This window comes from Sphingobacterium sp. IITKGP-BTPF85, from assembly GCF_001006065.1.
In the GTDB taxonomy this organism is placed as follows: Bacteria; Bacteroidota; Bacteroidia; order Sphingobacteriales; family Sphingobacteriaceae; genus Sphingobacterium; species Sphingobacterium anhuiense.
Genome location: NZ_ASZT02000056.1, coordinates 1 through 14,579 on the forward strand (window position 1 = coordinate 1; position 14,579 = coordinate 14,579).

Here is a 14,579-nt window from a genome sequence, read left to right on the forward strand (position 1 = left end):
AAATTAGTTTGAAGACATACATACTACCAAAGAGCATCAATCTGCTATCTTTAAGTAGACCGAATGCAAGAAACAAACCTAGTAAGAGCAAAATAACACCGAAAGTTTTTTTGATGATCATGCTTGCAAATCGTTTATATTGATTGTCTAATAAGACGAAGATAGTATTTTTATTTTATGTATACTTTAGTTCATGTGTCTGAAAATGGTCGCGACTATAGTAGCCTTAAAAATTTCATTTATTATCTAAAATAGTTCATGATCATAACTGCCTTAAATTATGTCCAAAGCAATGTGTATTAAAATTACTTTAAGTATTGATGCAGTACTAGATCTTCTATCTTTTGTACAGACTTAAGCGAACCGCCTGTTAGTAAAAGTAATCTGTCACTGACATCCATCACATGTGTATAATAATGATCTGAAATGAGTATTCCTTTTAGAGATTTTACAGCTAAAATATGTTGTTTAATCATGTCAATATAGAGTGGACTGAGTCCTGAAAAAGGCTCATCAAGAAGGCAATAATTAGCCTTAGAATAAAGGACCAACAAACACTCAAACAAACGAACGAGGCCGGTGGAAAGATCACCTATTTTAGATAATAATCTCTCCTTTACAATATCGATATCCATAATTGGTGAATCTTCCAAATCAAAATATTGAATAGCACGTAATAAAGTCAAGTGCTTTGGAATAAAACTATACTGAGTTAGATAAGTAATATTCTTGGTTTTATATCCTTGATTAAAGATCTGCCCATCACATTTCATATACGCAAAATCAGGTTTGCAGTTACCAAAAATGCAATTCATCAAGGTTGATTTACCAGTACCATTACGCCCCAGTAAACCAACTATAGTTGACGGTTCAAGTTCAAGAAACAGACCGCTTAGTATCATGCGTCCTCCTCTACTGTAAGAGAGACTATCTAAATATAAAGAACGATCAAGAGGCATAGCAATAAGAAAAGTATAAAATCTAATGAATAAATACTGATAAGCAGCAGTTTTGGAGATTGTTTGATGTTTCTCAAAAACACTCCTTTTGATTTGAAATTAAAAATGTATTCTCCGATAAAAGATAAAACGCTACCAATAGTTTTAAACCAAAAAAAATAAACGAGGACTTGTGGACCATATCGCTCCACTAATTCGCCCATTTGTAAGGTCAGTATTAAAGTTACAAAAAGATTAAAAAGGATTAAAAACCAGAAAAACGATAAGGATAATTTCAGTTTATTGCAATGCATGTTTATTAATTGGTCTTTTAGAAATATATAATCTAAAAATACAGATTAATAATTATAGCATAATGATAAAAAAAGTTAAAATATTAGCTTTTGATCTTCAATTAGATAGTTCAATGACATGTCCTCATTTTCTAGATTTCATTCACATTATCTAATAAACCCGATCAACTATTTTTCAAATGGCAAATAGGCTAACAATTACAATGATTTAGCTTCTACTATTGTCGCAATACACATTAATTAAAGGGAATTTTCTCCATTTGTTAGATTATAATACTTCCTAAAATTTAAGATCAATTGGAGAAGTTGTTCAACTAAAAGCAATTCAAATTGCTTATTTTAGCAATGCTAAAAACTAAAAAAGGATCAGATATTATTCCGTGAAAGGTAAATGAGCAATAGTCATATTTATATATTAAGTGGTTTAGGTGTTGACCGAAAAGTATTTTCAAAAATAAACTTTGAGGGTCTTCAGGTAATCCATATCGATTGGATCGCGCCGCTAAAAAAAGAAACTATGGCAGCATATGCTAAACGACTATCATTGCAGATCAATGATCAACAACCGATACTAGTTGGTCTATCTTTTGGAGGAATAATGGCTATGGAAATAGCTAAAATAATTAAGGTGCAGAAGATTGTACTGCTTGCCTCTGCTAAAGGTGAATCAGAACTTCCTTTTCTTTACAAAATAATAGGTGCTCTAAAACTTAATTATATTCTACCGAATGCTTTTCTAAAGCAGCACAATAGGTTGGTCGATTATTTCTTTGGTATCAGCTCAATAGAAGATAAACGGATGCTCAAACAGATATTGCAGGATACTGATGTCAAATTTTTAAAGTGGGCGATCAATCAAATCTTAAACTGGAAAAATAACGTGGTCCCTTCCTCTGTTATCCATATTCATGGTAACCAAGATCGTATCATCCCCATTCGTAACATTACACCAACTTATGTGATTGAAAATGCAGGTCATTTTATGACCATAACTCATGCTCAAGAAATTGAGTTGTTGCTTAAAAAAATATTATAATTTAATGGAATTATAGTCCGAGACTCATACTCTTAATTAATACAAATTTTAAAACCAGCACAGTACCACCTATTATTAGGCAGACTATAGCCATAAATATGCGACAATTTAAAATATTTTTCTATCTGGTCATTGGACTTTCTGTATTGATTATGATACTCCCCACTTTCTTATTAGAGTTTACTGAGTTTTCTCTGGCCATAAAATGGACCGTTAATTTTTTTGTATTACCGATATTAATCGTGATGATCCCTAGTTGTTCCTTCATTTATTTGAAATTTATGAAGCAACACGAGACCAAAAATTATACAACACAAATACAGACAACCCTAAGGTCAATTTTTAGAATATTTTTTATGACACTAGGTATGACATTTATTTTTAGTGGCACAGTTGTTTCCTTTATAATTGTTAGCAACGCTTATTTTGAGGGCAGTAAGAGCATAGATATAAGTGGAAAGATTATCGACTACTCGTTAGGTAGCAGGAATAATAAGCATTATATTGAAATTAAAGAAAATCAGTTTGAAAGAATAATTAAACTGCAGGTTCAACAACCATATGAAATCGGTCAAACATTTGAAAAAAGAATGTATATCGGAAAATGGGGACTGTTATTTCTAAAGAAATAGCAAAGCAATGGGTAATCACTAATGTAAAGATAAATCACTCCGTAATTACAGCTGAAATTTAAGACTTGTCAACTACTTATCTTAGATATTTAGGAGATGTATACATATTGAAATTACGTTTCATTCAAGCGTGCTACTACAAAGAAAAAGATAATACCTCATTATAAAGGTACTATCTTCTATAAATCATGAATATGTTTTTTTATGCTTGCTTCTGATCGAGGTTTTGATACACAGCTCGTCCACCGACCCAGGTTTCGAGAACCGGTATATTCCGTAGTTTCATAAACGGATCGGTTACAGAAAGTGGATCTTGCGCTAAGATTACAAAATCGGCAAATTTATCCGCTTCTAACGAACCTAGCCACTTGTCTGCGTAGCATTGCCATGCCGCATCGTAGGTAATGGCTACCAAGGCTTGTTCGGCACCGATACATTCTTTACTGTTTAGCACTTCATGATTCGGATCTTTTTCCATTTTCCGTGTAATGGATTGCTCCATCATACGTAGTGGCCCAAGTGGACTCACCTGATTATCACTGTGCAAGGTGATTCGCATGCCACGGTTTAAAGCAGATTTACAGCGGTCTAGCAGTTGTGTTTTCTGATCTCCAAAAATAACCTGCTGAAAAGCGTAGCCCCAATAGCCCACATGACCGATTAGAAAACTTGGTGATACTTCCAATTGCTGCATCACATCTAGCTGGTCATCGGTAATCAAGGAACAGTGCTCAATACGATGACGTTTACCTTTGATTTTATCTACAGGAATTGCTTGAAATGTCTGAATAGCGTAGTCAACAGCCTGGTTACCGTTGGCATGTACCATCAGTGGCCATTCATTGGTGTCGATAACTGTTGTTATTAATTTTTGATAGGCATTAGGAGCATTGACCGGCGGCTGTTTATCAGACAGGAATGTGCCATTATCTACATAATCATCATCTGGGTAATTATAAATGCCATAATCTACATCGCTAACACAAATATACGGATCGGACTGATAGCCTGTCAACCCTTGATTTGAACCATCAGAAACGACTTTAACATGACCGTAGTAGATGTCTTTATACTCTTGCGGTTGCTGATAGGGTTGAAGATCCCCAATATTACTGTCATCACAAATGAATGCCGCTCCCACACGCACTTTACGACGATGTGTTAGCAAATAAGCGTTCAATAAAAGTTTGAGATGACTGTTCATGCCAGCATCGTAAAGCATGGTAATTCCTCTTTCATTTGCATGACTAAATAGTTCGCTGAAATGTTTGAAGGACTGTTTAGGCATGTCCGCTAATTGATCTTTGGGAATCGTATTTAGAGCGGGCGTCATACCCTCTGCTTCCTGGAGCTGTCCTTGCGTTTGCGAAATATATCCTGCCGCATCTCCGTATATGGGTTGGAGTTTTGCCTCATTTTCTGCATAGACAGCATTCATCGCCAGCGTATTTAGATATAGGGTATGCATAGATGCACTCAATACCATCAGCGGATATTGGTCGTTAACCTGGTCCAACCATTCATTGGTAATCGTAACCAATGCTTTTCCATCTACATCAAATGCCATCAGTGCAGGATCAAGACCAAAACCTAAATACCAATCTCCACTTTCTGTAGGTTTATTAATAGGCTTGTTTACTTCTAGCTTTATATAATCCTGTCCATACTGATCAATGAGGTCTTGTCCTTTAAAGGGACTTAAGTCTATCCAGCTTGCCATCAGTGCGGTAGGAACAATATGTACATGGGGTTCTATTAAACCGGGCAACAAAGTTTGTCCATCGCCAAGAACCTTTTGAATGAAACCTGGATAATGTTGGCTCATATAATCCTTGACTTCTTGTACTGTGCCTGTGACCTTGACTTGACCAGAGGCAATTCCTATGGCATCAACTGTTGCGACAGAACCATTGATCATGGGCCGTATAATACCGCCACTGATCATCAGCTCCTGTCGGATTTCCTCCTTCTTTTCTGCTTTAGGGAGAGCTTCGTAATTTTTCTGATGAAAAATATCCTCTTTTAGAATTTTTAATACTGGATTGTTACAGGCACAATGCGTGCACGAATACGGGTGAGAATGATGATGTTCCATGAATTTAAGCGTTTTGGTTATATAATGTGTATTTTCCTAAAACACTTGTTAGATTATTTTGTTTTTAAATAATCTAACAATAAAACAAAATCACAAACCTAAAAAGAAACAGAACCATTTATTCATTAATCTAAATCAACGCTTTCATATGGACTATTTTGATTTCAAAAAACGAATATTTCTGATAACAGAATTATTATTGAGGATAGCACACTACATATAATGCCAAAAGTGCATGCAATGGAAAAATTAGTTTCCCTACTTGTTTATTTTCTGAATCGCAATTCCTGGTTTCGCATAGGATAAGCGACCTACAAATTCTGGAAGAAAATAACGGTCCAATCCGGCTACAGCCATTGATCCCGCCTTTACATGATCGACAGTACCATCCTCTTCAATAATCAGATCATCCAGTAAAATCTGGACGATTTCGCCGATGACAATCGTTGTTCCATTGAGCGGTACATCCATGATTTCTCGTAACTCCAAGCCTATCCTGACAGTTGATTCTCTGACAAAAGGAGCTTTAAATCCATCGGTATACAACTCCTTGAAGTTGCACTTTTCAAATTCAGATATCTTTGAAGCATAACTGGCGCTGGTCTGGTGGGCCTGTTTATACCAATCTGGCAATACATTGTTCAAGGTATATTGGCCGGTAGCTGGATATTTTTAAGGGTATCGTTATGCTCGCGTTGGGGTCTCATAACGAGTCCTATCAAGGGCGGGTTGGCTCCTAAGTGAAATGCTGAACTGATAATACTTAAATTAGGTGACCCATCTATGTTACAGCTGCCCAAAAGATTGACTGGTTTAAAACCGATCAGACTATTGATCAGCTGATCCGATAGAATTTTTCCATCTCATCGATCTGATTTCTTTTTATTGTTATCATCTTATTTTTTATTAATAATCACTTTCTTATAATACGGACCGGTATCAATCAGTCTTGCTAGAAGATAAGGAATAAACTTATTAAGTTAAAATAATTCAAACAATCAAAATAAAATAGAACACATTAATTCTATGTCAGAGATATGTTTTAATACACCCAGCGATGCTGCATCTTACTAACGTATTTTGGTCTAGCGACAGCGAATATCAGATACTTTATAACGAATATAGCTTAGCCTTAGTCTTCCCCTTCCCCTCTATCTATATTTGATAGTATAAACTACAATTAGTAACTCTTTAAAAACAAGAACATGAAAAAGATTTTAATGACACTTTGCGCTGTCGGATTAATGTCCTCAGCTGCATTTGCAGGATCGGGCAAGGCACCGATTAAAGCGAAAGATGCGGGAATATTCTGTGAGTATACGCTAAATATCTACGACTCCAGCGGAAATTTTTTAGACTCTGAAGTCACATTATCCTACCAGGGTAGTGGATCTTGCGGCCGATTTTTCAAAACCATGCGATCGTATTACGCATCGCAAGGATATCAACTTAATTAACAAAAACAACTGATCTTACACTAAAAATTACCAAGATGAAAAAGATATTATTTGCACTGATTGCCACATTTGGACTTTATGCTTCGAGCATGGCAACTGAAATGAATACTAAACATGTTTCTAAAGAAACTGCAGTAAAGAACGAAAAGGCATGGAGATGCACAATGTCTGTAACCGTTTATGTGAACGGTGATGCTGTAGGTTACGATCATTACATCACAACGACCAATGGCTCGTGCCACACGTTCTTTAAAGCCATTAAAAAAATGTACACTGATCAAGGTTTTTCGATGAACTAGGATATCCTAAATTGAAAAGCTTTTCTAATCTGAGCCATAGTGTTATTTTTTCTATGGCTCATATCATATTTATAGTGCTCTTCGTACGCGCTATAACCGAATCTACAATTTAAATATAATACCCATGATACGTAATGTAATTTACTGCTTTTAGCGGTAAGCGGAAGTCTTACTTCGAAAGCCCAACAGCTGATGGCAAGTTACGAATATATTCCCTCGCCTGTTGCCACGTTTAAAGAGGATGTCTATTATGACGGTACTGTAAAGATTGCGGTCCGCGATTCGATTTCGCTGAAAAAAGAAACTGCTACAGATCAGTCTGATGATGAAATGGAATCGAGCGAGCTTTCTATTGTGCTAGATGTAGGCAAAATATTCCGTAAAATTGTTATCCAAGATCCTAAACAAAAGGGACTGATAGAAACGCGATCACTGGATAGTAAAAACTACCTGGTAGAAGATCAGACATTCAAAGCTATCAACTGGAATACCGATTATCCGGAAGAAGAAAAATTCGGGGATAAAGTGTGTAAAAAAGCGACCGCAGACTACCGGGGTACAAAAGTTGTGGCCTATTATGATCCGGCTATTCCTGTACCGGCTGGTCCGTACAAATTCGGAGGGCTCCCGGGTCTTATTGTGATGCTATACACCGAAAGCGCTCATCCGCACTATTGGTTACTGAAAAAGGTCTCCTACCCTTTCGAAGGTCAGATTCCTGTAGACCGCAACTATGTACAAACCTTGCCTAAGATGTCACTGAAAAAATATGTAGAGCAGGATGAACGTAAGATTGCAGAGCAGATGCGCATTATGCGTTCCAAACTACCTGAAGGGGTCGAATTCAGTACCGAAAATAAAACGAAGACTCGAGGCACAGTAGAGCAGGTGTATGAATGGGAGCATGGTTCGAATTAGCTTTTTGCTGTTATTTTTAATACAGTTTTCACAAAGTTACTGCCAAACCTTGATACGGGGTAAGGTAACTGCACCATCGTCTACCCCAGCTGGTATTCGCGTCAATCTCGTTACTGAGAATGGTTCTGGAGGCTCGCATTACTCCTTTACAGATGCTAAAGGCCTGTTCCTCTTTTCAGGGGTAAGCCATGGAAATTATACGCTTATTTTTCAGTCGCTGGCCTACAAGTCCCTCAACAGATCCATTCATCTCAGTTCAGATACGCTGGAACTTTCAATCGAGCTGGAAGAAAGCAGGATACAGCTGCAGGAGGTATATGTAGCACCAAAAAAATTTATTAGGGCCGGGCGCGATACTATTGAACTTGATGCCAAAAACTATCTGCAGGGGGAAGAACGTACTGTTGAAGACCTGTTGCGCAAGATCCCGGGTATGCAGATCAGTGAAAACGGCACGATCAAAGTGGGTAACAAAGAGATCGAAAAGGTTATGGTGGAAGGAGATGATTTATTTGGAAAAGGCTACAAACTGCTTACGCAAAACCTCACCGTACATCCGATAGAAAAGGTACAGGTACTGCAGCGATACTCAAACAATAAACACCTGAAAGGAGTTGAACATTCTGAAAAGATAGCACTCAACCTGACCCTCAAAAGTGAAAGTAAATCGCAATGGGTAGGCAGTATCGATGCGGCAGCAAGTGTAATCCCTATTGAGTTTTACAATGCACAGGCTAATCTGATGAATTTTGGTAAAAAAACAAAATATTATCTATTGGGATCGGCCAACAATAATGGTCTGGAGACGCTACGTGGTATAGACCATCTCATCTTGAGCCAGGATCCGAATGAACCTGGTCAGGTAGGTCTCCAGGTCTCAACTCCTTTCCTATTGGAGAACAAACCGAGCTTAAATGAGTTTGACCCGCAACGGTCAAACTTCAACAACGACAAGCTTCTCTCCTTCAATGGCATCTTTTCGCCAAGAAAAGATCTGAAGATAAAATGGCTGGGCTTTGCCAACAGCAAAAAAAATAGTTTTGTGAGGCAGAGCTTATCCGAATATGCGATTGAAGATGTAAAATTCACAAACCAAGAAGATCTTCATTACACCAATTCGGATATTAATTATTTCAGCAAAATGGAACTTCAATATGATCCTGGTAAAAATTCGACCATTACATATATAGGTACATTGGGCAATATCAAAGCTAATGATATCGGCGAACTGACATTCAATGGTATCGGATCATTGGAAACAATCAAAAAACGCAGTCTACTTTCAAACCATTTACTGAGCTACACGCAGAAATTAGCGAAACGTGCCGTACTGGTATCTTCATTCCGCTGGATCAGGCAGCATTCCCCCATCAACTATGCGGTAGACCAGTACCTTTATGGCGATCTGTTCGAAGCTGAAGGTATAAAGGCTGATAGTATAAAAAACGTATGGCAGGATACCGAAAATAATGTGGAATATTATGGAATGATCTCAGAGTTAGTAAAGCGCGATGCTAAAGGCAACCCGTTCAGTGCTTCGATAGCGCATGAAATTACGCTTCGTGGCTTCAATTCGGCATTCTATCTGATGAATGGTTCTGGGGAAACTTATCGTCCAAAAGATTTTTTTAATCGGTTGAATTTTGAAGAACACAATACAGCATTATCTGCACAATATACCTGGAAATCCCGAAGGCTGGAGTTGACACCGAGCATCACAGCACGCCTGCTTCACTCTACCTTACAGGACAAACTTGCTCCACAGGCCCAGTCCAGCATAAATAAATTATGGTCTCCAAAAGCGACTATTCTATGGAGAACACATAGCAAAGGGGAACTGCGAAGTGAAGTTTCCTACCAAATGAATATGTCGCAAAGTGCTCTTGATGTACTACCCAACTTTGTTTATAAGGGAAACCGGACTTTTTCAAGTGGTTTAAAAGAAAATCCCGTACTAGATGCATTTCATATTAATGCAGTCTATACTTTAGGTAAAATGACGGATAAACTGTATATAATTTTATCGGGTGGATATAGTCAGCAGTTCGATTACATCGGACAACAGCAAGAACTGAATCCTGACTACAACCGCAACAATCTTGTTCTTTTTAAAAACAGAACGCTGACTTATTTTAATGCGCAGCTGAACTATTTCGTCGCTGGAATAAAAGGTAATATACGACTTACCGGGGATGGTCAGCTGGCAAATTACCAGACGCAGATCAAAGGACTTCCGCCCTTACCGATACAAACCGCAGTTTACCAGCTAAGTCTGGACTACCGAAGTGTCTGGGAAGGGCCTATTAATATTTTTACTGGACTGCAGTTCCATAATTCGATACTTCGAAATGGATCAACAAGAAGTGTTGTCCAGTCTAAGTTTGAAGCGAATATCAATGCCCGCTTGAGTAAAAAAATACGTACATCACTGAAAAACGAACTGTACCGATTCGAAAAAGGGCAGTACAACCCAAGTCAGTATTATCTGTTCTCAGACTTTTCTCTACAGTATTTTATCCTAAAAAAAATGCAATTGGAACTTACAGCAAAAAACATCTTCAATATAGATACATTTACGCAATCTGTGCTTTCGGACAGCCATCAGTCGACCCAATCTTATGCGCTACGTCCAAGACAGGTTATGCTTGGCATAAACCTGAGTTTTTAACGAACCTTGGAAAGTATGTGCAATCCGATCCTTAAATAAATAAGATTGACAGGCGACAGATTTTGCTAATTTCTCAATAGTACGGGTACTTTGCATTACCTTTAAATATAATTTACATTCATCTAGCATGGCTTCTACCAAAATAAACGATATAACCGTATTATTGCTTACGCTGTTGCTGTTTTCTTGCGGTCAAAGTAATAGTTCTTCCAGCATGAGGGAACAGGAAAACAGCACTTCCGAAAAAGATTATATTGCTTTTCTCATATCCACAGATACTTTACCGCTAATGGCAAAAATACAGGCCATAACCTTAGAAGACAGTATCCTTCGAAAAGGAAAGATAGTGTATCAAAAGCAATGCATTATTTCTTTCAGGCGAAGCTTAAATATTGGGGAAACGATCCTCAAAATGCGTCTGCTTCGCTAGATAGTATGAACGTGCAGCAACAGTCTGGCGATCTCTATTTTTTAAAAAAATCGGCTTCGCTTGATCAGCAGACTAGTGAAAGCAACGTGGTGGATGCTGCTGTCATGAAAAAAATACAAGAACTCCTTCAAAAAGCAGAAAATTCATCCAGTAGGATTACTTACTATTTTTATGACCTGACCGCCAAGTCATTTTATCAGAATAAAAACGAAAAGGCGGCCGCAATATATGTGGACAAATATTATCACGCTCACCCCTATAAGGAGCACCCTGTTATCAAACGACGCTACTACGATATGATATTCTTGCTAGCATCCCGACTGGATGATTATGAGAAAATGGCAAAATACAACAAACTGGCAAAACAGCTCGCATTAGCCTCTAACGATAATCTCGCCCTGGCACGTACCTACGACAACGAAGCGCAAATCTACGCCCGTATGGGATTCTATGATGAAAGTCTAAAGATGAGCAGAGCGTTTGTTTCCATTTTAGAAAAAAACAACGATATCCATGATGTAGCTTACAACAATTTAGCCAAAAGCTTTATAAATATCGGCCAACTAGATTCGGCAGTATATTATTACAAAAAAGCGATTGCACTGAATAAGAAGAATATGTCAGATAAACCTAGGTATCTTCTTTACAAAGGCCTGTCCGAGGCCTATGTACTACAAGGTGATTACAGAAAAGCATATGAAACCTTAGATATGGCTAGCCAATTAGAAGTAAAAACGATTAAAGAGATCGAAGCGGCTAACATTGCGGAAATAGAAGAGAAATATGAAGCAGAAAAAAAAGATCGCAATATTCTGACCTTAAAGAGTAAAAATCAGCATAATGAAGACATCATTAGGCAACAGAAATATATGCTGTTTTCAGGTCTAGCTTTGGCAGCAGGATTGCTTGCACTCATCTATACCGTCTATCAGCAAAAAAGTCTTAAGCAAAAAAACAAACTACTAAACAGTGATAACAGTAGACTAAAACTGGAGCATAAACTTTTGCAGACCCAGCTCAATCCACATTTTGTTTTCAATTCCATAGCCAACCTGCAAGGTCTCATCGCAACAGGAGACAGCACAGAATCTGTACGTTACCTTTCTTCGTTTTCCCAATTGCTACGGGATATACTGGAACAGAGCCGGATGGATTTTATAGATCTAAATGAAGAAATTATCTCGCTCGAAAATTATATCCATTTGCAACAGATGCGCTATCCCAACCTTTTCGGCTACCGCATAGATATAGATGAACAACTGGATACCGAAGAGGTGTTTATACCACCGATGTTATTGCAACCTTTTGTAGAAAATGCGATCGAACATGGGTTTAGGAATATTGCTTATAAGGGCGAACTTATTATCCGGGTTGAATTAGAGGAAAATGAAATTATCATAACGATCGATGATAATGGAAGCGGTCTAACACACCAAAAAACATCAAGTCAGAAAAAGAAATCATTGGCGCAAGATATATTGAGAGAACGTCTGCAGTTATTATATAGACTCAATAATCAGCATGCACATTTTGAGCTCATTGAAAAAAAAGCCTTTGGCAAACAAGGCATTAGCATTAAAATAAATTTACCCATTATCAAAAATATATAAGGAAACTATGATAAAGGTCTACGTTTTAGAAGACGAAAAAATTATTCTGCGCCATCTGCTGCAGATACTGAATGAAATGCCGGACATCAAGGTGGTTGGCTATACCGAAGGGATCGCTGAGGCGGCAGTGGAAATACCTTTTTTAAAACCAGATGTGATCCTTGCTGACATTAGACTGAAGGATGGCAATAGCTTTCAATTGTTTGATGAGATCGGAACAGAAAATTTCCAGATCGTTTTTTTAACAGCATACGATCAGTACGCCATTGAAGCGCTGAACCTGGGAGCACTTGGTTATCTTTTAAAACCTGTAAACAAAGAGTCCCTGCATGCCATGCTGGATAAATGCCGACAGCACCGTGGGCAAATGACTGTGGATCTGGAACGTGTTACTCTAGCAAAAGATCACTACCTCTCTCCGGAAACCCCGTTAAATCGGAGGATTGCACTCAAAAGTCAAGAGTATATCGAAATCGTATCGATGGATGATATCATTTACTGTAAAAGCGATAAAAGTTACACTACGTTTTTTCTTACAGATAAAAGAGAGGTGCTGGTCTCTAAAGGGCTCAAGCTCTATGAGAATATGCTGACTAGATGTGGTTTTCTCCGTTGCCATCAGTCTTATTTAGTAAACTTCTTATATGTAAAAAAATACTATCGGGAGGGTTTTCTCGAAATGACCAATAAAGAAATGATACCGGTATCAATTAGAAAAAAGGAAGAGGTCTTATTGTATCTGGAAAATTTAGCCTGATAGCTGTCTTGCTTCACCTTCTTATGCATTAAAATTAAATGGTACAGGATGCAAAACTGCTATAAGCTATAGGAGTTTTGCATCTGATTGATAATAAATCGTATTAAAATATTTAATAGGATTCGATCATGAAAGCAGGAAATCACCAAGAAATGGATAATACTCAAAAGATTTGAAAGCTCTTCAGACCCTTGACTAGCAATTTATAGTTGCTTTGTTTTATAGATGTAAATATTAATTGATTATAAGAACGTATATATCGAATTACTAACGCTGAAGCGGATAATTATATCTTACAGTTTAAGAAATTTAGATTATAAAAAGTTACATAGAAATAAGAAAACCTTCACGATTTAAAAGATAACAATCTGTATATTTATAAATTACGGTTACAGATAAGTAATCCATTGTTTTATTATTACTCCAATCATTATGCGAAAATTTTATAGTTTAGTTTCTTGCGGTTACTTAATTTTCACGCTAACTTCATGTTTTTCGTCTCATTTGACAACTCAAAATCAAATAAGACAAGCAATACCTCAAAGCCGATTTGCAGATGCGCAATCAGTTGGTATGAAAAAAGAAGATATTATAAAAAAATTTGGCCTTCCATTATCAACTTCTGCTGAAGTGAAAAAGGATGTGGGAAACGAAGATTTACACTACGTAGAAGTTTTGGGCGATATAAAATTATTTACTACTATTACTTTCCAGAACGGGATTGCAATAAAACAGAAGGTCGATCAAATAACGTCCAACTATGACGATCGTTTAAAAAAACTTGAAAAAGACCTAAAAATTCTGCAGACACCGAGACTCTATAACTAATAGCCTGATTTATTTTTTCAGAAATATAGATCTATAGTTTATAGTCTATATTACAAAGTTGAAATAACCATTGGTTTAGGTGTACTTTATTGCCTTTTATTTCCATCTTAAGGAATATAAAAATTAATTTAAGTAATTTGAACTTTAAATGTAGAACGCATTTTCATAAAAGTTGCTATTCATTAATCTCATATATTCTATTTAGAAATCTTAATTCTTGTTTTTCAACTTCTCTTTCAAAAATGCTTTACACATTGCTTCTGTTATCTCTGAATTATGCCCATCCACGAATAAATAAAAACTCCAATCTGTAAATCCAATATTATCGTTTTCAAATTCAATATCCACATCTTCATTTTTAAATCTAAAATCGCAACCATAACCATGAAAAACATATCCTTTAATCTGAGAATTTTTGATGCCAAAATTTCGATTTTGAATAAGTCCTTGGTTTTTTCGCATCAAGATTTCTTTCTCCCCAAAATTTTCCAATATATATCGCAATACTAATTTTAACTTTTCAATAAATTTGGAATAGATGACATCTAGATCTCGCATGTTTATCAGAAAAAAATTACTGTAATTACTTTGTTCCTT

General features: G+C 36.8%; 14 protein-coding genes. 9 read left to right on the forward strand and 5 right to left on the reverse strand.

The features are described 5' to 3' along the window. Positions 1–305: 305 nt before the first annotated feature. Positions 306–959, reverse strand: a complete 654-nt coding sequence (locus tag L950_RS12375) for an ATP-binding cassette domain-containing protein (RefSeq protein WP_031288395.1) — start codon at positions 957–959, stop codon at positions 306–308. A 684-nt stretch (positions 960–1,643) separates the two neighbouring features. Here L950_RS12375 and L950_RS12385 point away from each other — a divergent pair. Further along, positions 1,644–2,288: an alpha/beta hydrolase gene (locus tag L950_RS12385; protein WP_021190183.1), complete on the forward strand. Its 645-nt coding sequence runs from the start codon at positions 1,644–1,646 to the stop codon at positions 2,286–2,288. Between the two features lie 121 nt (positions 2,289–2,409). Here the strand turns inward: L950_RS12385 and L950_RS28615 are convergent, their stop codons facing one another. Further along, positions 2,410–2,556 (reverse strand): hypothetical protein, encoded by a 147-nt coding sequence (locus L950_RS28615; protein ID WP_156169672.1) that lies wholly within the window; start codon positions 2,554–2,556, stop codon positions 2,410–2,412. Positions 2,557–2,644: 88 nt separating this feature from the next. Here L950_RS28615 and L950_RS28620 point away from each other — a divergent pair, with 88 nt between their 5' ends. Continuing rightward, on the forward strand, positions 2,645–2,920 hold the full coding sequence (locus L950_RS28620) for a hypothetical protein (RefSeq protein ID WP_156169673.1): 276 nt from the start codon (positions 2,645–2,647) through the stop codon (positions 2,918–2,920). A gap of 202 nt (positions 2,921–3,122) precedes the next feature. On the opposite strand, the gene L950_RS12395 is transcribed toward L950_RS28620, so the two are convergent. Together L950_RS12395 and L950_RS30065 are read right to left on the reverse strand one after the other, a co-directional pair. Continuing rightward, complete coding sequence (locus L950_RS12395; protein WP_021190185.1) at positions 3,123–5,015, reverse strand: amidohydrolase; 1,893 nt, start codon at positions 5,013–5,015, stop codon at positions 3,123–3,125. Positions 5,016–5,273: 258 nt separating this feature from the next. Next, on the reverse strand, positions 5,274–5,660 hold the full coding sequence (locus L950_RS30065; RefSeq protein WP_021190186.1) for a hypothetical protein: 387 nt from the start codon (positions 5,658–5,660) through the stop codon (positions 5,274–5,276). 575 nt (positions 5,661–6,235) lie between these two features. Between L950_RS30065 and L950_RS12405 the strand changes: the two genes are divergently transcribed. The 7 genes from L950_RS12405 to L950_RS12435 all read left to right on the forward strand — a co-directional run bounded on the left by L950_RS12405 (position 6,236) and on the right by L950_RS12435 (position 13,982). Continuing rightward, on the forward strand, positions 6,236–6,472 hold the full coding sequence (locus L950_RS12405) for a hypothetical protein (RefSeq protein WP_156169674.1): 237 nt from the start codon (positions 6,236–6,238) through the stop codon (positions 6,470–6,472). Positions 6,473–6,507: 35 nt separating this feature from the next. Beyond that, entirely contained in the window at positions 6,508–6,771 is a 264-nt protein-coding gene (locus L950_RS12410; protein WP_021190188.1) for a hypothetical protein, read from the forward strand. Positions 6,772–6,963: 192 nt separating this feature from the next. Continuing rightward, on the forward strand, positions 6,964–7,689 hold the full coding sequence (locus L950_RS12415; protein ID WP_021190189.1) for a GLPGLI family protein: 726 nt from the start codon (positions 6,964–6,966) through the stop codon (positions 7,687–7,689). Positions 7,690–7,738: 49 nt separating this feature from the next. Further along, positions 7,739–10,357: a carboxypeptidase-like regulatory domain-containing protein gene (locus L950_RS12420; protein ID WP_021190190.1), complete on the forward strand. Its 2,619-nt coding sequence runs from the start codon at positions 7,739–7,741 to the stop codon at positions 10,355–10,357. Positions 10,358–10,717: 360 nt separating this feature from the next. Next, on the forward strand, positions 10,718–12,397 hold the full coding sequence (locus L950_RS12425) for a histidine kinase (RefSeq protein WP_084825440.1): 1,680 nt from the start codon (positions 10,718–10,720) through the stop codon (positions 12,395–12,397). 7 nt (positions 12,398–12,404) lie between these two features. After that, positions 12,405–13,154 (forward strand): LytR/AlgR family response regulator transcription factor, encoded by a 750-nt coding sequence (locus L950_RS12430; protein WP_021190193.1) that lies wholly within the window; start codon positions 12,405–12,407, stop codon positions 13,152–13,154. Positions 13,155–13,658: 504 nt separating this feature from the next. Then, on the forward strand, positions 13,659–13,982 hold the full coding sequence (locus tag L950_RS12435) for a hypothetical protein (protein WP_021190194.1): 324 nt from the start codon (positions 13,659–13,661) through the stop codon (positions 13,980–13,982). Between the two features lie 210 nt (positions 13,983–14,192). On the opposite strand, the gene L950_RS12440 is transcribed toward L950_RS12435, so the two are convergent. Next, positions 14,193–14,540, reverse strand: coding sequence for a DUF6896 domain-containing protein (locus tag L950_RS12440; RefSeq protein WP_021190195.1), 348 nt, complete (start codon positions 14,538–14,540; stop codon positions 14,193–14,195). Positions 14,541–14,579 lie beyond the last annotated feature (39 nt).